At 38.0% G+C, this 22,072-nt stretch carries 24 protein-coding genes, 1 pseudogene and 1 riboswitch; of the genes and pseudogenes, 19 read left to right on the forward strand and 6 right to left on the reverse strand.

Annotated elements, in window-relative coordinates:
- The 4 genes from ACQKII_RS16145 to ACQKII_RS16160 form a co-directional block, all read left to right on the forward strand.
- Positions 1-406, forward strand: a 406-nt coding sequence (locus ACQKII_RS16145; protein WP_427460917.1) for an HNH endonuclease signature motif containing protein, incomplete at its 5' end; no start/stop codon positions are given.
- 487 nt (positions 407-893) lie between these two features.
- Positions 894-1,376 (forward strand): DUF2975 domain-containing protein, encoded by a 483-nt coding sequence (locus ACQKII_RS16150; RefSeq protein WP_427460919.1) that lies wholly within the window; start codon positions 894-896, stop codon positions 1,374-1,376.
- Positions 1,377-1,386: 10 nt separating this feature from the next.
- Positions 1,387-1,866, forward strand: a complete 480-nt coding sequence (locus ACQKII_RS16155; RefSeq protein ID WP_427460921.1) for a DUF2975 domain-containing protein — start codon at positions 1,387-1,389, stop codon at positions 1,864-1,866.
- Between the two features lie 10 nt (positions 1,867-1,876).
- Positions 1,877-2,095 (forward strand): helix-turn-helix domain-containing protein, encoded by a 219-nt coding sequence (locus tag ACQKII_RS16160; protein WP_049662949.1) that lies wholly within the window; start codon positions 1,877-1,879, stop codon positions 2,093-2,095.
- A 448-nt stretch (positions 2,096-2,543) separates the two neighbouring features.
- On the opposite strand, the gene ACQKII_RS16165 is transcribed toward ACQKII_RS16160, so the two are convergent.
- Positions 2,544-3,485: a helix-turn-helix transcriptional regulator gene (locus ACQKII_RS16165; protein ID WP_427460923.1), complete on the reverse strand. Its 942-nt coding sequence runs from the start codon at positions 3,483-3,485 to the stop codon at positions 2,544-2,546.
- Positions 3,486-3,643: 158 nt separating this feature from the next.
- Here ACQKII_RS16165 and ACQKII_RS16170 point away from each other — a divergent pair, with 158 nt between their 5' ends.
- From ACQKII_RS16170 to ACQKII_RS16180, 3 genes are all read left to right on the forward strand, one after another.
- Entirely contained in the window at positions 3,644-3,967 is a 324-nt protein-coding gene (locus ACQKII_RS16170) for a hypothetical protein (protein ID WP_427460925.1), read from the forward strand.
- Between the two features lie 74 nt (positions 3,968-4,041).
- A complete protein-coding gene (locus ACQKII_RS16175; protein WP_427460927.1) occupies positions 4,042-5,139 on the forward strand; it encodes a DNA alkylation repair protein in 1,098 nt (365 codons plus the stop codon).
- A 50-nt stretch (positions 5,140-5,189) separates the two neighbouring features.
- A complete protein-coding gene (locus tag ACQKII_RS16180; protein ID WP_427460929.1) occupies positions 5,190-6,053 on the forward strand; it encodes an NAD(P)-dependent oxidoreductase in 864 nt (287 codons plus the stop codon).
- A 777-nt stretch (positions 6,054-6,830) separates the two neighbouring features.
- On the opposite strand, the pseudogene ACQKII_RS16185 reads toward ACQKII_RS16180, so the two are convergent.
- From ACQKII_RS16185 to cydD, 4 genes and pseudogenes are all read right to left on the reverse strand, one after another.
- Positions 6,831-7,028, reverse strand: a pseudogene (locus ACQKII_RS16185) (SulP family inorganic anion transporter); the annotation flags it as partial.
- Positions 7,029-7,389: 361 nt separating this feature from the next.
- Complete coding sequence (locus ACQKII_RS16190; RefSeq protein WP_427460931.1) at positions 7,390-7,596, reverse strand: hypothetical protein; 207 nt, start codon at positions 7,594-7,596, stop codon at positions 7,390-7,392.
- A complete protein-coding gene (gene cydC, locus ACQKII_RS16195) occupies positions 7,593-9,281 on the reverse strand; it encodes a thiol reductant ABC exporter subunit CydC (RefSeq protein ID WP_427460933.1) in 1,689 nt (562 codons plus the stop codon). The genes ACQKII_RS16190 and cydC overlap by 4 nt, the downstream gene beginning before the upstream one ends.
- A complete protein-coding gene (gene cydD, locus ACQKII_RS16200; protein WP_427460935.1) occupies positions 9,247-10,977 on the reverse strand; it encodes a thiol reductant ABC exporter subunit CydD in 1,731 nt (576 codons plus the stop codon). Before cydD ends, cydC begins: the two co-directional genes overlap by 35 nt.
- A 155-nt stretch (positions 10,978-11,132) precedes the next feature.
- Between cydD and ACQKII_RS16205 the strand changes: the two genes are divergently transcribed.
- The 11 genes from ACQKII_RS16205 (at position 11,133) to ACQKII_RS16255 (ending at position 21,315) form a co-directional block, all read left to right on the forward strand.
- Positions 11,133-12,347 (forward strand): FAD-dependent oxidoreductase, encoded by a 1,215-nt coding sequence (locus ACQKII_RS16205; RefSeq protein ID WP_427460937.1) that lies wholly within the window; start codon positions 11,133-11,135, stop codon positions 12,345-12,347.
- Between the two features lie 16 nt (positions 12,348-12,363).
- Positions 12,364-12,903: a hypothetical protein gene (locus ACQKII_RS16210; protein WP_427460939.1), complete on the forward strand. Its 540-nt coding sequence runs from the start codon at positions 12,364-12,366 to the stop codon at positions 12,901-12,903.
- A gap of 14 nt (positions 12,904-12,917) precedes the next feature.
- A complete protein-coding gene (locus ACQKII_RS16215; RefSeq protein ID WP_427460941.1) occupies positions 12,918-14,312 on the forward strand; it encodes an MBL fold metallo-hydrolase in 1,395 nt (464 codons plus the stop codon).
- A gap of 52 nt (positions 14,313-14,364) precedes the next feature.
- Positions 14,365-14,730, forward strand: coding sequence for a sulfurtransferase (locus tag ACQKII_RS16220; RefSeq protein WP_427460943.1), 366 nt, complete (start codon positions 14,365-14,367; stop codon positions 14,728-14,730).
- A gap of 3 nt (positions 14,731-14,733) precedes the next feature.
- Complete coding sequence (locus ACQKII_RS16225) at positions 14,734-15,768, forward strand: ATP-binding protein (RefSeq protein ID WP_427460945.1); 1,035 nt, start codon at positions 14,734-14,736, stop codon at positions 15,766-15,768.
- Positions 15,761-16,396: a response regulator gene (locus ACQKII_RS16230; RefSeq protein ID WP_427460947.1), complete on the forward strand. Its 636-nt coding sequence runs from the start codon at positions 15,761-15,763 to the stop codon at positions 16,394-16,396. Before ACQKII_RS16225 ends, ACQKII_RS16230 begins: the two co-directional genes overlap by 8 nt.
- Positions 16,397-17,044: 648 nt before the next feature.
- A complete protein-coding gene (locus ACQKII_RS16235; protein WP_427460949.1) occupies positions 17,045-17,821 on the forward strand; it encodes a sulfite exporter TauE/SafE family protein in 777 nt (258 codons plus the stop codon).
- Positions 17,822-17,936: 115 nt separating this feature from the next.
- Positions 17,937-19,277: a cytochrome ubiquinol oxidase subunit I gene (locus tag ACQKII_RS16240; RefSeq protein ID WP_427460951.1), complete on the forward strand. Its 1,341-nt coding sequence runs from the start codon at positions 17,937-17,939 to the stop codon at positions 19,275-19,277.
- Positions 19,268-20,296, forward strand: coding sequence for a cytochrome d ubiquinol oxidase subunit II (locus ACQKII_RS16245; RefSeq protein ID WP_427460953.1), 1,029 nt, complete (start codon positions 19,268-19,270; stop codon positions 20,294-20,296). The genes ACQKII_RS16240 and ACQKII_RS16245 overlap by 10 nt, the downstream gene beginning before the upstream one ends.
- 14 nt (positions 20,297-20,310) lie before the next feature.
- Positions 20,311-20,406, forward strand: coding sequence for a cytochrome bd oxidase small subunit CydS (cydS, locus tag ACQKII_RS16250; protein WP_427461101.1), 96 nt, complete (start codon positions 20,311-20,313; stop codon positions 20,404-20,406).
- A 79-nt stretch (positions 20,407-20,485) separates the two neighbouring features.
- Positions 20,486-20,532, forward strand: a riboswitch (PreQ1 riboswitch).
- A gap of 342 nt (positions 20,533-20,874) precedes the next feature.
- Positions 20,875-21,315: a cell wall hydrolase gene (locus ACQKII_RS16255; protein ID WP_427460955.1), complete on the forward strand. Its 441-nt coding sequence runs from the start codon at positions 20,875-20,877 to the stop codon at positions 21,313-21,315.
- A gap of 139 nt (positions 21,316-21,454) precedes the next feature.
- Here ACQKII_RS16255 and ACQKII_RS16260 read toward each other — a convergent pair whose 3' ends face one another.
- Entirely contained in the window at positions 21,455-21,655 is a 201-nt protein-coding gene (locus tag ACQKII_RS16260) for a hypothetical protein (protein WP_427460957.1), read from the reverse strand.
- Between the two features lie 118 nt (positions 21,656-21,773).
- Here ACQKII_RS16260 and ACQKII_RS16265 point away from each other — a divergent pair, with 118 nt between their 5' ends.
- Positions 21,774-22,025: a phage holin gene (locus tag ACQKII_RS16265; protein ID WP_427460959.1), complete on the forward strand. Its 252-nt coding sequence runs from the start codon at positions 21,774-21,776 to the stop codon at positions 22,023-22,025.
- Positions 22,026-22,072: the final 47 nt, after the last annotated feature.

The following is a 22,072-nucleotide window of genomic DNA, read 5'->3' on the forward strand; positions in this document are numbered from 1 at the left end:
TATAACCCCATTTACCCAAGAAGGTCGAGTACAAATAACCACACGGTTGAGTATAGACATAAGACATGAAATCGTATTGTTAATGGAATCAAAAACACCGACACGAAGTGTCGAATATATGGACAATCGGATTAGTAGATACAGTATGAAGAAAGGGAAATGTGAAATAACTGGCATGTTCCTGCAAGCACAAAACGTATACTGCCACCATTATATACCTAAGCATCTTGGAGGAAGCGATAAATTCGATAACTTACGTATCCTCCAAAAAGAGGTACATAAACTAATCCATATGACTGACAAAATCAAGGCGAATACTCTAATAAAAGTTTTGGGCATCACTGAATCGATGTTAAAGAAAATCAATAAATATCGAGAAAAATGTGAGCTAGAAATAATAAACTAACCCAAATCAACAAGAGTAACTTGAAACTTATAATTAATAATACCATCGCTAGATGGAACGCGGAATGCTTGGAAACTGGCACGTTCCGTGTGGAGTAGGGGAAAAGCTGGAGATAACTTCAAATGCTTACCTATTACTAACGCTTAGTTTAAGAAGAAGTGTTCAAACAAGGTTGTCAACGTTACACTTTAAGTAAGTGATTTTTCTTTAGGGGAGGGATGAATATGTATAAAAAAATAGGCTATGTTAAATCTTATTGTTGATAATAGAATATTCCGAACATTTTCTTGCTGAACGGGCAGTCTTGTTGAACAAGTTGTAAATTTAACATTTTAAAGTAAGGGCAGTAAGAGCATTTCTTTGTAATGAGAAATGCTTTTTATTTTCTCAAAATTAAAAGGATATAATAAAAACGATATTAATTTATTGTATAACGATAAATGATGTGTTAAAGTCATTTTATTATTAAATCAGTGAGGTGCTTTAAATGAATGTTAAACCTTCAACCACCTTCTTAAAGGTAATTATTTTTCTGATTGGAATTGCGATGCTTGCTTTATGTATCTTTTGGTTGCCTGAGATAGCCAATAAAGATGCAAAGGTACATCCAGATACGGCTTACTTCCTAATCCCCTTTTTAGTATGTGCATATGGATTCTGTATTACGTTTTCTGTTGCGTTGTGTCAAGCATTTAAACTACTAACCTATATCGAAAAAAACAATGCTTTCTCTGAATTATCCCTTAAATCTTTGAAAGTTATAAAAAAATGTGCTTTTACAGTCATTTTCCTCATTCTGTTAGGAATAGTAAGCTTAATGGTACTTGCTAAAGTCACTGGAGATGATGCAGCAGGTCCTATATCATTAAGTCTAATGGGTATTTTAGTGACAAGTATCGTTGCAACTTTTGTAAGTGTTCTTCAAAAGCCAATTAAAAATTTCCTAGAAAAAAATGAAGTAAAAATGTGAGGTGTTTATTTTGAGAAAAGTTACAACATTGTTTTTAAAAATAGCTGTTTTTATTATAGGACTACCGGTTCTTGCTTTATGTATATTTTTAGTGCCCCATATGGCGAATTTCGCAGCAAAATTGTATCCAAATATTGCCCTAATGAAATATCTCGTTTTGATCGTGATGTATGGAGCGGCTGTGCCTTTTTACTTTGCTCTCTATCAGGCTTTCAATCTTTTACGGTACATTGACGAGAACGCAGCGTTCTCGGAACTATCTGTAAAGGCGTTAAAGAACATAAAGTGCTGTGCGATTACAATCAGTGGTTTGTATGTATTAGGTTTGCCACTCTTTCGTTTTATAGCGAAGGAAGTTGACCCTCCTATTGGATTAATGGGACTCATCATCATTTTTGCTTCGTTGGTTATCGCCGTTTTTGCTGCTATCCTCCAACGGCTTCTAAAAGAAGCGATTAACATAAAATCAGAAAATGATTTGACGGTCTGAGGTGGATGGTATGGCAATTATTATTAATATTGATGTGATGTTAGCAAAACGAAAAATGAGCGTAACGGAGCTTTCGGAAAGGGTTGGAATTACTATGGCGAATCTTTCTATTCTGAAAAATGGGAAAGCAAAAGCGGTTCGTTTTTCAACATTAGAAGCGATATGTAAGACTTTGGATTGTCAGCCAGGTGATATTTTGGAGTACAAAGGTGACGAAGACACTCAATAAAAACAGACAACAAATTTATTTAACCTCTTTGGGTCTTGCCCTTAAGAGGTTATTTTTGCTTTTCTAAAAAAATATGAAGAAGAACAATAGATTTCTTTTCTAGGAATTAATAATGAACTAAAAGATATTAGTTTGTGAATAATTATACTTAAACTCCCATGAAAGAACTTTATTATCTTACGTATTCTGTGATGAAGTGCTAATTTTTTCGCTTCATGGATGGCTAACGGGGTGCTTTAGTTTAATAAGAATAGGACTTGCGTTTATGATTGAATTTCATGTATACAAGTCCTTTTGTGATGGTTCCTAAATCATCACAAAGCCACCCTACATGCCTCACATGACAACACATTGAAGCAGTCAATAAATTGTCATGAACCCCCTCAATATAAAAACGACCAATAGAGTACTAAATTAAGTAACTGAAAAACGGTTCCCCAAGTTGTCTTCATTCGTATTGTTTGATTAGTTCCTGTAACTTGCTTTTTATTTGTTCCCGTACTACCTGGGGATGTTTTACGTTGGCCTCCATGCCTAAGCCCAGGAAAAAATGGACGATCCATGGTGTAAACGAAGTGTTCATTTTTGTACGAATCGTACCAAATCCATCCTCTCGCAGTTTAAGCCACTGGGATAACCATACTTCTGATTGACATCGTCTTACTCCCTCTGGTGTTAAATCTACCTCAAGGTCTAACATATTATCCTCATTTGTTGGCATGATCCATGACTTTATGTGCTCATTCGTCATGTTCAATTTCAAACTTTGATCTGCGTCTAAAGAAAAATCCTTCACTCTATCTACACGAAACACTCGATAATCCTCTGCTAAGAAACAATAGGCCTGGCAGTACCATAACCCATTCATCGTATAAATCCCGAGAGGTTGAATTACTCTACTTTTGCTAGTAGAAACTACATACAGGATAGTGACGACATGTTGCTCCAGTGCAGCTTCAAGTAGTTCCTTTAAGAACGGAACATTTAACTCATGTGGAGGCACCCAAAATATAAGCCGTTGTTGCATACTTTCAATCTTTTTCTTTAGTTCACTCGACAAATAGTGGAAAAATTTATCTAATGCTGTATTCACTTCGTTTTTGAAGGGGAGTGCTTTGTAATTACGTAACGATTGGCAAGCAAAAAACAATGCGATTGCCTCATGTTCTGTAAAGCTAATTGGCGGTAACACTTTTTCACGCAAAACACGATAACCACCGTTGGGTCCAGTTTCGGAATAAAGCGGCACACCCAGTTCACTCAGCTCCATTAAATCGCGAATCATCGTTCGGCGTGAAACACCGCATTCTTCCGCCATCTCCTGAATGGTAAATTTCTTACGTTCATTGACCTTCATTATGAGTTGAATAAGTCTTTGCGCTTTGTGCATAAAATAGTCCTCCTCTATTAAAAAAATTATTAATAGTGCCAATAGTTGTCACTATTATCCCGTATATTAAAACTAGAAGTCAATGTTTATGAAGCTACGAGAATCTAGACTAGAAATACGTTGACTTCACCAATAAGAGGATGAAAGGTGACTAAAAAATGGAACCAGAAAATCAAAAATATGTAATGGAAATTGTTTTATTTGAGCTGAAGGAGGGGACTGGCAAGCATCGTTTTTGTCAGGCAGCTGCCGCACTTACCAAGGTCTTAAAATTTGAAATATCAGGATTTGAGGGGCGCACATTGCTACATACACCAGACGAAAGCCAATGGACGGACATCATATATTGGTGTGATATGGAAAAGGCATTGGCAGCGATGGAGCAACTCAAGTCTATACCAGAGTTTCAAAATTTTGTGTCGATGATTGATTCACGGGAGATTACGCTAAGACATCTGATCCCGACTAATTTGAACTTGTAGAGGTTTGTGAAAGTCAGTTAAGTGCCATCGCTCAATCAGGATGGAACTGATACCTAACAGAAGGGAGATGGAACATGGCTGATACATTTGCGGGTAAATACACACCAGATTTCTTCAACAAATTTACGCATATTGTAAAACTTGAATATCCTGCTTTTGATTCAAATAAGTTTATGAGTTTAATCTACGACGATCATTGGGAAAAGGAACAATTCAAACAGCGTATCAGACATATAAGCGCTTCTTTACGAATGACCTTACCTACGTCCTATAGTGATGCATTATCTATTTTGACTCGAATTGCACCTAAATGTATTGGAGTGGAATACTTATTCTTTCCAGATTTTGTGGAAGTGAATGGACTAGATGATTGGCATGATTCCATTCATGCATTAGAGATATTTACTCAATTCTCCAGTTCAGAGTTTGCTGTTCGGTCTTTCATATTAAAAGATCCCGAAAGGATGATGGATCAAATGTTGAAGTGGGCGAGCCATCCCAATCATCATATCAGACGGTTAGCCAGCGAGGGGTGTCGGCCAAGATTACCTTGGGCGCCTGTGTTGGAAGCATTCAAATTGAATCCATCACCCATTTTACCGATTTTAAATCAGCTTAAACAGGATACTTCTGTGTATGTACAGAAAAGTGTGGCTAACAATTTGAACGATATTTCCAAAGATCATCCGGATTTAGTGAAAGATCTCGGTCATGGCTGGTATGGGGCGAATTCCATTACAGATTGGATTATTAAACATGGATGTCGTGGTTTACTAAGAAAGGGAGATTCAGAAGTACTTTTCTTGCTTGGTTTTGAAATCTCTCCAGATGTGTCAGTTACTGAATTATCGCTAGAAGAGGATAGTTTGGAAATTGGGCAAACGCTTATTTTTTCATTTTCCGTTCAGACTAACTCCTCTGAATCGCAGAAGCTCCGTGTGGAATATGCGATTGATTTTGTCAAAGCGAATGGAACGACTTCTAGAAAATTATTTAAAGTGACGGAACGCATATTCGAAAAAGAAGGCCGCCGATATATACAGAGCCACCATTTTAAAGATTTGACAACCCGTAAGCATCATCCAGGTGAACATACGCTAGCAGTCATAATAAATGGAAAAGAGCTAGCTGCAACACAATTTTATGTCAGTAATACCGCAGAACTCTTATAAAAAAGAAAGAATCATACAGAAAATGATAATAGGACATGGAGGTACAATAGATGAATAATGTAACAGTAATCGGTTTGGGATCAATGGGGGCAACATTAGCACGGGTATTGCTAAAAAAAGGCTATCAAGTGACCGTGTGGAATCGATCCATAGAAAAAGCAGAATCTCTACTAGAAGATGGGGCAATCCTAGCTACCAGTGTCGCTAGTGCCATAAGTGCAAGTGACGTGTCCATTATTTGTTTGTCCGATTATAAAGCTTCCATTAGTATTTTGGATACAAAAGAGGTCAAACAAGCTCTCTCAGGTCGAGTACTTATCGAGTTGAGTACAGGTAGCCCTCAGCAAGCACGTGACAATGAATTATGGGCTCAAGAAAATAATGTAGAATATCTTGATGGAGCAATAGCAGCTTCACCACTTCAAATGGGTAATTCAGAGGCAACAATTTTCACTTCAGGTTCCTTAAAAGCCTATAAACAGAGTGAACAAATTTTAAAATGCTTAGCTGGGAATGTTCCTTATCTTGGAGAGCAAGTTAGTGCTGCATCTTCTACAGACTTAGCCTTTCTTTCATACTTGTTTGGTTCATATTTAGGATTTTTCCACGCGGCACGAATCCTTGAATCAGATGGACTACGCATAGATGATTTCGGTTCCATGATTGCCCATGTTTCACAAGTTGTTGGGGAGGTTATTAAGTATGAGAGTGAAGTAATTCAAACAGAAACCTACGATAACCCACAGAGTTCTATAAATATGTGCATGACTACAGTTGAACTTTTCATGGTACAAGCTCAAGAAGCTAAAATTAACAATGAATTTCCGCTGTTTGCCCAAGGCCTTTTCAAGAGGGCTTTGGATGCAGGCTACGGAAATGAAGAGCTTGCTGCTTTGATTAAAGTAATGAGATAGAGTATTTAGGTGGGTAAATCTAAAAGTAGAATGATTTTTGTGAAACGAAGTAGCCTACTACTATAAAATATGTTAAAGACCACTCCTGATGGTTGGTATTATCCCCTTTAAGTAGACAATGTAAAAAAAGACTATAGTTATAGTCAATTGCATGTCCTATTTGGAGGGGATTTTTCTATGAGCAGAACAAATAAAGTATATTCAACTGGATTTAAAGTAAAAGTAGTACATGCCTGAATGGAGAAGGAAGCTATCGAACACTTGCGAATAGTGGTTTAGGTATGATACCCCTAGTGCTGATGAAAGTATTTTTGATGGTATTGCAAATGAAGTCTTGAATTGTATCCCAGAAGCAGAAAATTATTGGGATAAGATTAAAATCAAGGGTTTGAAATAGTGGATGTTCATCACATTTAAACTCGTTCTTCTTCAACTAACGGGGGCTAGTTGAATAAGGAGAAGAATAATTCCTTCGATAAATGTTTTGATATAGGAACGATTTTAATCAATAAATTCAAGCGTGAGGGAGTATTTAATGTGGAGGTATTAATATGAACAATGTCAATGAATTAACCATTGTTCAATTGGCAGCTTTACTGGATAAAGGGGAAACTACGTCTGTTAAGGAGATAAACTATGAATCCAGTAGTTGGTCTGGATGTCGCAAAAGGTGAAAATCAATCATATTTAATTTGATCGTTCGCATTATGGGGATCAAATTAGAAGTGATGAAGTGCTACTTAGGCAGAATTTACGCAAGCGAGGGGTAAAAGTGTACAATGGTAATGCTAATGAATATGGAAAAATTATTTGAAGTGTTTCAAACGTAAAAGGCACATTAGGGATGAGAAAAGTAGGAAGTGGTTTTGTAATGCTTCCTAAATCTCCAATTGTTCTTAATTCCACACCACTATAGATTGCTACAGCTGTTAATAAAACGATTGCTATAAGTGGTGCTGGGATTACCTTAATAAAAAGGTGATTGTTGAAGTGGTGGAATGATAAACTGTCTAGATTGAGCAAAATTGGTCATATCAACGGTCAAAAGTACTTGGCGAACGAGCAAAAAGATTCTGCAACCGAGCAAAACGTACGGCTATCTGGTCAAAACCAGCAGACCCAAGTAACCCCATCGTGTAAACCACAACAAAATTAAAAGGATGAGCAGATGTCTCATCCTTTCAATTCATCCTCTATTATATGAAGTGCTACGACTTACAAAAGCTGTCTAACTTTTTCACTACTACTTGCACAACATCGCATTTGCCAGAGATTAAATCAACAAGCTTCGTTTGGACATGTATATTTTGTGCTTTTGCTAATGCCTCTGTTTTATCTAGCCCTGATTGTGCATAGTCATAAGCTGTAACATTGGCATTGGTCCAAGGGAAGCTACATATACTGCGTTTCGTCCTTCTCCTTTCGCATATGCTGCGATAGTAGAGCCTGTTGGAAAACGGTCAGACTGTTGTCGTATAAATTCATTTGCTTCTGTTCCGTATACATATTCCTGTTGTTTAAAGCGTTGATCCCACGTATTCATTTTTTATCACCTCGTATTTGTTGCATATACATCGTATAAAAAAGGCCGCGCTGTGTAAGCAATTGTTCAAATGTACCACTTTCTGCTAGTGTGCCATTATTCATCACGAAGATGCGGTCCATTTTTGCTAAATCTGTTAGCTTATGTGTAATCAGGACAATTGTTTTGTCTTTTCCTTTTGTGAGTAAAGTGTTAAATAAATGCACCTCGGTTTGGGCATCTACACTCGTGAATGGTTCATCTAACAGCCATAGGTCACTATTTTTTAATAGTACACGTGCAAAGGCAAGGCGTTGTTTTTCGCCTCCCGATAAATTGCCGCCTTTTTCATATACAATAGCGGATAATGATTTCGTAATAAATACTTGGTCGAGCACTTGCTGTAGTTTTTCATCTGTCGCGGTTGGTTTTACCAGTAGTAAATTTTCTCGAATGGTGCCAGAGAAAAAGTGATTATGCTGTAATTGAATACTCATTTGTGCCCAAAGTTCCTGCTCATCGATAGAACGCATCGGCTGCTCATTTATAAAAATCTCGCCACTAATCGGCTTAAGCTCATGAATAAGCAGTTGAAATAATGTCGATTTGCCAGAGCCACTTGGACCGACAATCGCTACTTTTTCCCCAGCGACAATTGTACAATTGACATGTAAAACAGCAGAATGCAATGTATTTTGATACGAATAAGATACATTTTCACATGTAATGTTCAATGGCTTATTGCTTACTAATGGCATACGCTCAGTAGGAGAAGCGGGTGGTGCAATCGCATCTAATCGCGCGGTCGCTTCTTGAGCATTTTTATAATGACTAGGTAGCATCGCAAGTGGGATAGCCGATTCAAACACTGTTAATGCCACTAATACTAGCATCGCAAGGTATAAACCATCTAAAGCACCGATGGAAACGAAATAGGCCCCTACACTGACGATGAAAAACGCCGTTAATAAAGAAATGAACTGATTCCAAACATGTACGCTTTGTTCACGATTTAGCTCTTGTTTTTTTAGTCGTGAATAATCTGTACTTATGATTTTTAACGACTGTTCCTTCGTTGCTAACTGGTAATGTAGCTGTAAATCACGGTAACCGTATAAATATTCCGCTGCTTCATTTGTAAATGCATTTTTGACCGGCACAGCTGTATTCGATTTTTGATAAATCAAGATTGTTGGGACGACTGTACTTGTGAAAATTAAGCCAATCATCAAAATCAGTGCTAGCCACGGTGAAAACCACATTGTAAAAAGAATCGTTGCGAAAAAAACAAATAGCGCAATAAACGGTGGATAGACGACCCTTAAGAAAAAATGTTGCAATAGATCCACGTCGCTCGTAATCCGATTTAATAAATCACCACTTTTGTATGCATGTAATAAGTTTGTTTGCGGTACTAACTTTTTAAAAAAGCGCATGCGTACAGCACTCATAAAGCGAAATGTAACACGGTGTGAAATATAGCGTTCGGCATATTTACTAGCTGATTTGGCAACACCGAAAAGCTTTAAAAATGCCGTTAAAATCAAAATGATATAAAAAGGAGGCATGAGAGCCGCTTTTGAAATGAGAAAGCCACTTTGTGCAAATAATGCTACTGCTGTAAGACCGCTAATTGTACCAGCAGTCATCGCAAGTAGCACATCTTTTTTATCATGTAAAATCATCTGAATAAGTGCTTTCATCATACGTACCTCTTTTCTTCATATATTCGTAAAACGGGTGAGATGCTAATTGTGCATGTGTGCCGCTCGCGCTAACTTGACCATGTTCAATAATATATAATGTATCAGCATGCTGAATGCTCTCGAATCGGTGTGCTACCGTAATGACGGTTGCATGTTGACTGAATGTATACATCGCTTGTGTTAACAGTTGCTCTGTTAACACATCCAGTCCTGCAGTTGGTTCATCGAAAAATAAAATTGCTGGGTTCTTTAAAAAAGCACGAGCAATAGCGACGCGTTGTTTTTCACCACCAGATAATCCGCGTCCACCTTCACCGATGTTAGTGTCTAATTGTTCAGACAATGTGTCCAGCCAAGATGTGAGTTGTGCTTTATGCAACGCTTCATAAATCTCCTCATCAGTAGCTGAAAGCCCCATTCGAATATTATCCCGAAGCGTACCAGCAAATACATATGGATGTTGCGAAATATAGCTCATTTGACGATACCAATCTTGCTCGGACAGTTGTGTGCGCGGTTTACCATCGATTAAAACAGCACCGTTAGATAATTCCACCATACTTGACAGCATATTTAAAATCGTTGTTTTACCGTGACCAGTAGGACCGATTAAAGCAATCATTTCCCCAGGTTTTACAGCAAGAGAAATTGGTCCAATGAGCGGTCCATTTTCATACTGGTACATGGCGTTTTGTAAGGAAAGCTGTGGTTTATCGTCAATCGGCTCTTTGCCCCAATGCACGGGTGTTGCGGTTGTTTGCATAGCCTCTTCAATAATGGAAACTGCGCCTAAACTTCCTCGACCTGTATGAAAGGCTGCGCCGAGTTCTTTTAAGGAATTGTAGAACTCAGGTGCTAACGTTAAAACAAAAAATGCAGGCGCAAAAGTGAGCGATTGAAAGACAATCATTTGAAAGCCAATTTCGAGCGCGACTAATCCGACCCCTAATGTTGTAATTAATTCAATAAATAATGTGGAAACAAAAGCAATTCTTAAAACGGACAATGTACGTTCCATAAATCCTTTATTGCTTTCTGCTAGCACTTCCTCTTGCTTATCGCTTTGTCCAAAGAGACGAATTGTTTGAAGTCCTTGCAGTAAATCAAGGAATTTTCCAGAAAATCGATTCATCGCGACTAATTGTTCTTCGGATTTTGCTTTTGTTTGCATGCCGACGATGATATACGTTAACGGAATAAACGGGGCTGTAATGAGCATAATCCAGCCACTTGCCGCATGTGTCATAAATACAGCAATTAACACAATGAGTGGTACGACGGTTGTTTTGATGACTTGTGGTATATATTCCCGGTAGTAACTTTCTAATTGGTCTACTGTATCAATTAATAATGTCACCTTTTCGCCTGTTTGTGTGGTCATTTGCGCTTCCATTGCATTTTGTGTCCAATGCTGAAGCAGTGTTTGGCGAATCGAATTTTTGACACGCTCGGCCAATGTCCCACCTATTCTATTTAGCCAAAACTGTGTAGATAAGCGTAACAGGATAGCAAGAAATAATAAAAGTAAAAAAAGAAATGTAGATGAAAAAGGGCTTTGTTCTATAAATACAAGGTCGACAATTTGCACAATGCTATAGCCTTGTAGAACAATACTGCCACCTGAAAATAGAGATAAAACAAAGAGGAGAAGCAGCTTCCCTTTATGTGCCGCTGCCCAAGTTTGTAAAGAATGCATCGTATCAGCTCCTTTCTTCTTATATTAATATAGATAAATATAAATAAAATTAGGGGTTTTCCACTAAAAAAACAAGTCATTGTTTAGGGGGAAACCCCTATATTTTTGAAATATAGATTTTACTATGATTAGAGTGTAAAGTTTCACAACACAAAATGCAGAAAGAAGGAAGAAGCGTGAAAAATTCTTTCAAAGTCGTCATTGTTGGTGGGGGAACAGCTGGTATTTCTGTTGCTGCTCGCTTATTAAGAAAATCGCAAAGCCTCAACCATGAAGTGGCTATTATAGATCCAGCATCAAAACATTATTATCAGCCGTTATGGACGCTAGTCGGTGGAGGAGTTGCTAAAAAAGAAGATTCTGAACGTTCTATGGAATCTATTATCCCAGAAGGTGCAGTATGGATTCAACAATCTGTACTTGAATTTAAACCTGAACAAAACGAAGTCACCCTAGGAGATCAAACATCTGTTACGTACGATTACTTAGTTGTAGCAGGCGGTATTGAAATTAACTGGGGCGCCATTAAAGGGTTGAAAGAAGAGCTTGGTACAAAATCTATTTGCAGTAACTATTCATTTGAACATGTAGATTATACATGGGAAACGATTCGCAATTTAAAATCGGGTACAGCCTTATTTACGCACCCGAATTCACCTGTGAAATGCGGTGGTGCACCACAAAAAATTATGCATTTAGCTGAAGATTACTTCTGTAAAGCGGGTGTTCGTCAAAATATGAAAGTTGTCTTCGGTTCAGCAAATCCAGCCATTTTCGATGTACTCAAATACCGTGAGGCGCTAGAAAAAGTAGTGGAACGAAAACAAATCGATGCAAGATTCCGCCGTAACTTAATCGAAATTAAAGCGGATGAAAAAATTGCAATCTTTGAAAATCTAGATACAGGTGCGAAAGAGGAAGTGAAGTATGACATGATTCACGTCACACCTTATATGAATGCACCGAAATTTATCGCCAATAGCCCATTAGCTGACCAAAATGGTTGGGTAGATGTAGATATGTATACATTGCAACATAAAAAATATGCGAACGTGTTTGGCATTGGCGACTGTGCAAATTTACCGACATCTAAGACAGGGGCAGCCATCCGTAAGCAAGCGCCAGTCGTTGCAGAAAATGTACTCGCTTGTATGCGCAATCAAACAATGGATAAAACGTATAACGGTTATTCATCTTGCCCAATCGTCACAGGTTACAACAAGCTAATTTTAGCAGAGTTCGACTATACAAAAGAGCCTGCTGAAACTATGCCATTTAACCAAGCCGTTGAAAGTACGAGCATGTATATGATGAAAAAAGATTTATTACCGATCATGTACTGGGACGGCATGCTAAAAGGAACGATGTAGAAAGGAGGCATATGTAATGGAAACGAATCCGTTACTAGAGCAACTAAAGCAGCCGGATGTTCAAGCAGCTCTCGTATCATTACTACAGAAATTGCCGACCTATGAAGAAAACTTACAAGCAATCGGCAATGTAGTAAGTTTTGGACAAGCGGTATTACAAGATCAGCAAGCCATTCAAAAATACGATGATCTTGTACGAAGCTATAACTTAAATCTTGAAACAGTGGAAGCATTGGTTGGCTTACTAGAAAAATTGCCGAAGCTTTTACAAATGATCAATCAGTTAGAAGACTTGCTCGATTTTGCAACAGCTGTGTTAGCGGATCAACAAACAATCGATTATGCAACAGCAAGTATCCAATCCTACACAGAACCTGTTGTAGAAAAAGGAAAACAAGGCTTATCGCTAGTAAAAGAAATTCAACAACAAGCAGAAGCAACAAAAGAACCAGTAAAACTCTTTACCATTATGAAATGGTTAAAAGACCCGAGTGTTCAAAAGTCACTGAAATATGTACAAGCAACACTACAGGTTTTAAATAAAAAATCAAATTAAAAGGAGAGAATTTTATGTTATTACGTTATTTCTATGATGAAAAATTAGCACACGCTTCTTACATGGTAGGTTGTCAACAAAAAGGCGAGGCAGTGATTGTTGACCCAATGCGCAACATTGAGCCATACATCCAAGTAGCTGAAAAAGAAAATATGAAAATCGTTGGGGCATTAGAAACGCACATCCATGCCGATTTTGTAGCAGGTTCTCGTGAATTAGCCGATCGTTTCGGTGCAACAATGTATATTTCAGATGAAGGCGATGAAAACTGGAAATATCAAAATTTAGAAGGCATTAACCATATGTTATTAATAGATGGTGACAAATTTGAACTTGGTAAGCTTACTTTTGAAGTAATGCATACACCAGGTCATACGCCAGAATCAATTTCATTCCTGTTAACAGATGGAGCAGCGGCAGACAAACCAATTGGCATCTTTACAGGTGACTTTGTGTTTGCTGGGGATATTGGTCGACCAGACTTACTTGAAAAAGCAGCAGGTTTTCAAGGCACAGCTGATGCAGGAGCAAAAGTGATGTATACATCTGTGGAGCGCTTTAAGCAATTACCAGACTATTTACAAGTATGGCCAGCACACGGAGCAGGTAGTGCGTGTGGGAAAGCGCTTGGTGCAGTACCTTCTACAACAGTTGGCTATGAAAAACAATTCAACTGGGCAATGCAATTTGACAACGAGCCAGACTTTGTGAAAGCATTATTAGACGGTCAACCAGAACCACCTTATTACTTTGCAGTGATGAAATCAGTCAATAAAATTGGTATTGAGTTAATTAAAAATTTACCAGAGTCACAAGTTATTACTTCTGTTGAAGAAATTGAAGGATTGATAGCAGCAGGGCAGCAAGTAGTAGATACACGTGATGCACAAAGCTTCTCACAAGGACATATTAAGAGAACGATGAACGTGCCATTTAATAACTCATTCACAAACTGGATGGGCTGGATTGTTAACTACAAGGAACCTTTATATTTACTAGTTGATCCTGCTCAGATGAATGACATGCTGATCGCACTTCGCTCAATCGGTATTGACCAAGTACTAGGTTATGCAGATGTAGAAGCGATGATTGAGCAAGCGAATGTACTAGATTCATATGAAAATGTTACACCTTCAGAGGCAAAAGCGATGATGGACGCAGAAGATGTAGCTGTATTAGATGTGCGTAATCTGACAGAATATAATGAAGGGCATATTGAAGGTGCACAGCACATTATGGTTGGTACATTAAAAAATCGTTTAGATGAAGTGCCAAATAAAAAACTCATTGTTCAATGTCAAGCCGGTGGTCGTTCTGCTATTGCAGCCAGCATATTAAAAACAAATGGCTTCCACAATTTAGTCAATATGACTGGCGGCTACGGTCAATGGGTGATAGAAGTAAAATAGTTAATCATTATAAAGAGTGCCTTCTAATGTGAGGCACTCTTTTGGAGGTTTTATGAAAATTTTACTAATCGGTGTAGTGGGCATTGTCTTAGCGCGTACTTTTTATATCCGTCTTGTCCCTGTCAAACAGGTGAAAGCCATTCCGTATCGCCAAGTAGATGAAGCATATCAAATACTTGATGTGCGTGATTACAATACAGCAGGCTGTTTAGTTTATAATAGTAAGCATATTCCGTACGGCTACTTGCCAAGTTTTTATATAGAAATCGAAAATCGCCCCATCCATCTGCTTGTAGAAAGTCAAATAGATTTAAACATGGCTAGCCGTTTTTTACGGAAAAAAGGGTATAGTGTAAATAGTTATACGATGATGAAAAAAACGTGTAAAGTAAAAGGGTTGATTTATAAGGAGGCGTAAAGTATGCAATCCCGCCTACAAAATGAATATTTTCAGCAAATTTATGAGCATATTCAAGATGGCATTATCATTATGAAGGAAAGCAGGGAAATCATTATGATGAACCCTGCTGCACAACACTTGACGGATTGGGAGAATGGTGATTTTGTGCCGTACTGCTCCTATTGTATGACCCGAAAAAAGGAACAAGGCGAGCCTACTTGTTATTTGATTGCGAACAACGAAGTGCCTTCATTTTTATCCGAAATGCCAACATATCATGGTAGAAAAATTGATGTCGAAATGAGCACAGCCGCTATTTATGCCAATGAAAATACAGGGGAAACAGAATATTTGCTTGTATTACGTGATCAAGAAACTTTTAAAAAAGCACAAGAGGCGGCCATCAATAAAAAAATGATTCGAGCATTAATTGAGGCAAAAGAATCGGAACATAAACGGTTAGCGCAAGAACTACATGATGGTGTCGGACAATCATTATTTTCTGTATCTGTTGCGATGCAAGCGATTGAATCATTTGTTCAAGATAATGCGCAGTTGAATGACTATATTTCTGAGGTACGTGTGGAACTGCAAAAGGTAATGAAAGACATTAACGCGTACTCTCATCAATTGCGACCGCACAGTTTAGACCAATTAGGATTAGAGCCAACAATTCAAGCGACAATAGATGGGATTAAAAAAAATAGACCAGATTTGGATATTCAATTAACGACACGTGGTCTTGACCGATGTGACCCGGCGGTGGAGATTAACTTGTATCGAATCACACAAGAAGCGTTGCATAATATTATTAAATATGCAAAAGCAACCCAAGTGCATATCCATATTAAAAAGGACAACACGCATATTTATATGACCATTCAAGATAACGGGGTTGGCTTTGAGCGAGATAAGGTTCAAAATGCGGGGCTTGGTCTAAAGCATATGGAAGAACGGGTCGATCAGTTGGGCGGTACTTGTACAATCATGTCAAAATTAGGACAAGGTACATGTATTGATATTGTCATTCCGAGATGGAGGCCGCAACATGATTAAAATATTGCTCGTCGATGACCATGTTTTAATACGAAAGGGCATTGCGCTTCTTTTAGGGAATTATCCAGATATTACAGTTGTAGGAGAGGCAAGTGACGGGGAAGAGGCCATTCAGCTTGCCTACCAAACAGAGCCGAATGTGATTTTAATGGATATTTCTATTCCAAATGGTTTAGATGGTTTTACTGCTACGAAGGAAATTAAAAAGAATTTACCTGAAATGAAAGTCATTATGCTGACGATGCATAACGAAATAGCCTATATTCAACAGGCAATGGAAGTTGGTGCGAATGGCTATATATTAAAAAATAGCCAAGGCGGCGAAATGTATGAAGCAATTCAAAGTGTGTATACAGGACGCCGTTATTATGAGGTCGGATTGCCACAAGAACAAATCGAAAAATTATTTAAGAAAAAAGGGAAAAACAACCCGGATATATTATCAACACGTGAACAAGAAATTGTTCGATTAACGATTTTAGGGTTTACGAATATGCAAATTGCAGAAAAGCTATTTATTAGTGCTAAAACGGTAGAAAACCATAAAGCCAATATTATGCAAAAGCTACATTTAAAAAGCAAGGCAGAACTCATTCAATATGGCATTACGAATAAGTACATTACGTAGTATGCAAGGGCTGTCTAATAAAATCTGCTCATCCTTAAAATAGGTGGGCAGTTTTTTTGATATTTTTATATTGGTTAGTGGTTGAAAAGGATTTTTCAGACCGTCTTTTTGCATAGATTAGCCTCTTCACCGTAACTTGGAGTAAATTTTCGTTCATTATCTGCAGCTTTGTAGTCCCGATAAAAAAGATTCTTTTTGAAGACCGGTCCCTATTCAACGTAAGTTACCGATATTTTACATATAGCCAAGCTATATAAAAAGTGTAGGCGAAAATCCAGATGCAATTGGCGGATATGAAAATCAGTTTGTACAGATTTATTGCGTGTTAAATAAGCCCTTAGTTTTTATATCCAACTTAGTGTGGCCGATTCAGGCAAACATTTTGTAAACGAAGAACAGTTTATCATCCATTCTTACCCTTGTCTTGAGCGATAAAGCAATCGGCTTTATCGCTTTTTATATACTAGATACTTAGGGAAAGAATAGAAACTTGTTCATCATCATCCTCCCTAGTCTTCCTCATATCATTGATTTTCCGAACACACAAATCCGCCTTTTTCTCCGGCAGTATAGGGGCTTACCCCTATACTTTAGAAACAACGCACTCTCTATACTTAAAGTAAATAAGGTAGAAGGAAGGTGTGTACGATGGATTTTACATTCATCGTCGTCATATTTTTAATTGGTTTTATTGGATCATTCGTATCAGGGATGGTAGGTGTTGGAGGATCCATCATTAAATACCCAATGCTCTTGTATATTCCTCCGTTATTTGGGTTAGCAGCCTTCACCGCACATGAAGTATCCGGTATTAGTGCCGTTCAAGTATTTTTTGCATCGATTGCAGGTGTATGGGCATATCGAAAAAGCGGCTATTTAAACAAAACACTTATTCTTTATATGGGGACGGCTATTTTAGTAGGTAGCTTCATAGGTAGCTTTGGTTCCAGCATGTTATCAGAAGCGGCAGTGAATATTGTATACGGTGTTTTAGCCTTAATTGCAGCTGTGATGATGTTTATTCCGAAAAAGCAAATTGACGATAAGTCGTTAGATCAAATTACATTTAGTAAACCACTAGCGGCGAGCCTGGCGTTTATCGTTGGGATTGGTTCGGGGATTGTTGGAGCAGCAGGTGGCTTTTTATTAGTACCAATTTTACTCGTTGTATTGAAAATCCCAACACGTATGACGATTGCAACGAGCTTAGCAATTACGTTTATTTCATCGATTGGTGGAACAGTCGGCAAAATTATGACAGGGCAAATCGACTATGGACCAGCAGCGGTAATGATTGTGGCAAGTATACTTGCGGCTCCACTTGGCGCAAAAATCGGCGGCAAGCTCAATACAAAAGCACTACAAACTATTTTAGCACTATTAATTTTAGGTACAGCCATTAAAACATGGTTAGATATTTTATAAGAGGTGATTGGTTATGGAAAAATCGAAAGGATTTATGATTACGAGCTTCACCATTTCAGCTGTTTTTTTAGTAGCAGTGATTACAACAATATTTGGAGTTTAGGAGTGAGTCCAGATGGAAGAGGCAACTGTCTTTTGGAGTAGGGCATTAACCGAATTAACGTTATCTTTCCATATTATTTTTGCAACACTCGGTGTGGGTGTGCCGTTAATGATTTTAATTGCTCAATATGTAGGCTATAAGAAAAATGATATGCACTACACGATGATGGCAAGACGTTGGGCGCGTGGCTTTACGATTACAGTCGCAGTCGGTGTCGTAACAGGTACAGTCATCGGCTTACAGCTATCGTTACTGTGGCCAGAGTTTATGGAATTAGCAGGGCAAGTTATTGCACTACCGCTATTCATGGAAACATTCGCATTCTTCTTTGAGGCGATTTTCTTAGGAATCTATTTATACACATGGGATCGATTTAAGAATCCAAAAAATCATATATTATTGCTCATTCCTGTAGCAATAGGGGCATCAATGTCAGCCGTTTTTATTACGATTGTCAATGCCTTTATGAATGCACCGCAAGGGTTTGATATCGTCGATGGCGAGCTCATCAATATTCAACCATTTTTAGCGATGTTTACACCGGCCATGCCGACAAAAATCGGGCATGTACTAGTAACAAGTTATATGACGGTCGCATTTATTTTAGCGGCGATTGCAGCGTATAAGCTATTGCGCGGCGAAGACCATGTGTATCACAAAAAAGCATTATTTATGATGATGAAATTAGGTGTTATTTTCTCTATTGCTTCTGCATTAGTTGGTGACTTTTCAGCAAAATACTTAGCTGAATATCAGCCTGACAAGCTAGCCGCAGCAGAGTGGCATTTTGAAACAGAAGAAGGGGCAGATTTAATCTTCTTTGGTGTACTAGATGAAGGGGAAATCAAGTATAAAATCCGCATTCCTAAAATGTTAAGCTTTTTAGCTAGTAATGATTTCAATGCACAAGTGATTGGCTTAGATCAATATCCAGAAGACGAACAACCACCATTCATTATCCACTATTTCTTTGATATCATGGTAGCGATCGGTATGATGATGATTTTCCTTTCAGTTGCTTATATAGTAGGGAAATGGAGAAAGTGGCAGTGGGTTGAATCAAAATGGTTCCGAGTGCTGATTGTTTTAAGTGGTCCATTATCACTTGTAGCGATTGAAGCAGGTTGGTGGTTAGCGGAATTAGGACGACAACCATGGATATTATATGGCCTTATGCGAACAGAAGACGGCGCGACAAGTGCTACCGGCGTAGAATATTTATTTATCGCCTTTGCGATTGTTTACTTTGTGTTGGCAATCGGTAGTTTAGTCGTATTACATCGCATGTTTAAAAACAACCCGGTTGAAAAAGAATTAGCAGCACGACAAGGCGGTGATTCTGTATGGCATTAGAAATACTAGGTATTTCGGTACTTTGGCTCTTCTTATTTGGCTATGTGATTGTCGCATCGATTGATTTTGGCGCAGGATTTTTTAATGCCTATAGTTTAATGCGCGGCAATGACCATATTGTGTCAAACATTATTAAGCGGTATTTATCTCCGGTATGGGAAATTACGAACGTCTTTTTAGTCTTTTTCTTTGTCGGGATTGTTGGATTCTTTCCGCAAACCGCATATTTCTACGGTACCATTTTATTAGTACCGGCTTCCGTTGCGCTTATTTTGCTAGCGATTCGCGGTAGTTACTATGCCTTTGAATCTTATAGCGGTATGAGCGGACATAAAGGCTATGCACTCGCTTATGGGGTGTCAGGTCTTTTTATCCCAGCTGCATTTTCGGTCATTCTAACAATTTCTGAAGGTGGCTTTGTTACGATGCAAGGCGATCAGCCAGTTTTAGACTACAAAGCATTGCTGACAAGTCCATTATCATGGTCCATCGTTGTATTAAGTATCATTGCAGTACTGTATATCTCAGCTGTCTTTTTAACATGGTACGCACAAAAAGCAGGAGATCATAAAGCAAGTGAATTGATGCGTAAATATGCGCTTACTTGGGCGATTCCCCTTATCGTTAGTGGTCTTGGCATCATCATTGAGTTAAAAGCGTTTGGGAATTGGCATTATGCCCAAATGGTTGATTTATCTTGGTTATTTGCGCTAACCGGCATTGTCTTTTTAGCAACGGTTTGGCTATTATGGGCGAAAGTAAAATACGGGTTAGCGGTCATTTTATTAATCGTCCAGTTTGCGATCGCCTTCTTTGCCTATGGGATTTCACACTATCCATATCTACTCTATCCGTATTTAACGATTCATGATAGTTTTACAAATGAAGCGATGGCTATAGCACTCGTTGTGGCATTTGTCGCAGGCTTAGTGTTGCTTGTACCTTCTTTATATTTAGTATTTAAGCTATTTGTCTTTAACAAAGACTATGTATCTGGTAAAGAAGAAACACATGTGTAAGGAGTGTAAAAATGATGCACGATTTTTTAATCTTTTATGCACCGATTTTAGTAGTCATTGTATCGATTGTCGCAGCATTTATGGCTGCACTGAATACGAAGTTTTTGTAATAAAGCTTTGATCTCAAAATATTTTTGACGTATTCCTTTGTTTTATGTATTATATCAAACGAATAATACCGACATTTGAACGGAAGAGGTTCATAGCTGAAACCCTCTATAAAAAACTATGGAAGTATGCTTATTACGCCATGTCTATATTGGACGTGGCTTTTTTATTTGTTAGCTTTAGTTTACATGGATGAATGCGCCTCTCTTGTAATGTGTTTAGGGAAACATATACAGGGAGGTTTTTTATGTCTGGTCGTAAAGTTCATTGTTTAAAAAATTTAAAACGGAAAATTGCTGTAAACATCACTCTGGATGCTTTTTTGCATATGTTACAACAATGAATGGAAAATTAAATCCAAATAAATTGAATCTGAGGTATTCAACTATCGTAACAGGATAGTTGAATAAGGTATAAAAAACGACATCAATGTAGGCTTTTTTTCATACTATATATTTGGGGTGAAAAAAATGCCAAGAGTTAAACACCGAGAAGCAGACATTGATTTAATGGCAAGGATGATGAGAGCGGAAGCCGAGGGTGAAGGAAAACAAGGGATGTTATATGTTGGCAATGTAATTGTTAATCGTGCTGTGGCAGATTGTTTAGACTTTCAAGATGTAAGAACAATTGAAGATGTTATTTATCAGGTGCAAGGAGGAAATTATTCTTTTGAAGCTGTTCAAAAAGGGAATTTATTTTATCAAAGAGCGAGGTCTACTGAAAAAAGATTAGCAAAACAGAATTTGGATTATTGGAGACAACATCCAGCGAAATTTGCCCTTTGGTATTTTAATCCATATGCTCCCTGTCCTCCTACATGGTACGGTCAACCTTTTACTGGTCAATTTAAAAATCATTGTTTTTATGAACCAGCAGCTGAAACATGTGAAAGTGTCTATTACGGTTAGATTGGCTGGGGGATTTTAATAATTTTGGAGTTTTGGTTTGGTGTACTTTTATCTTAAGAAATAAAAGGGAACTTCCTGTTTTAGCAGGGTTCCCTTTTTTAGATATCAAACATTTAGTTTTACAGTTACAATACAGTCGTTAATTCGTAAACGCTGATAGAAGTGTGAAAATCGCCGGTAGAACAGTGATAAACGCCGCTAGAAGTGTGAAAATCGCCGGTAGAACAGTGATAAACGCCGCTAGAAGTGTGAAAATCGCCGGTAGACCAGTAATAAACGCCGCTAGAACTATAAATATAGTCGAATAGGGTTGTACCGACGCTGCAAGACCTACCGTCAATACTGACAGCACAGCCCATAGTAAGCTTATAAAAACACTGTTTGAAGCTCCATTTTAGCATATGTACTATGTAACCCCTGGCATATACTGTGGTGAGGGAGGGGGGAGGTGAGCATTTATGAGAGTTAACTGGAAAATACGGTTAATGCATAAACCATTTTTATTGGCGTTGTTGTCCTTACTGTTATTACTCGCACAGCAAGTGGCAGCACTTTTTGGCTACGAATTAACAAGTATGATGAGCGAACAGCTAACGTCCATCATTAATACAGGATTATCGATTTTCGTTTTAATGGGTGTTATTGTTGACCCTACTACACAAGGCACCCGTGATAGTGAACGTGCACTCATGTATCGAAAACCAAGATAATAAGTTACAGATAAAAATAATCAAATGACACCAAAAGTGTTATTTTA

This window comes from Lysinibacillus sp. NPDC048646, from assembly GCF_050272295.1.
GTDB lineage: Bacteria > Bacillota > Bacilli > Bacillales_A > Planococcaceae > Lysinibacillus.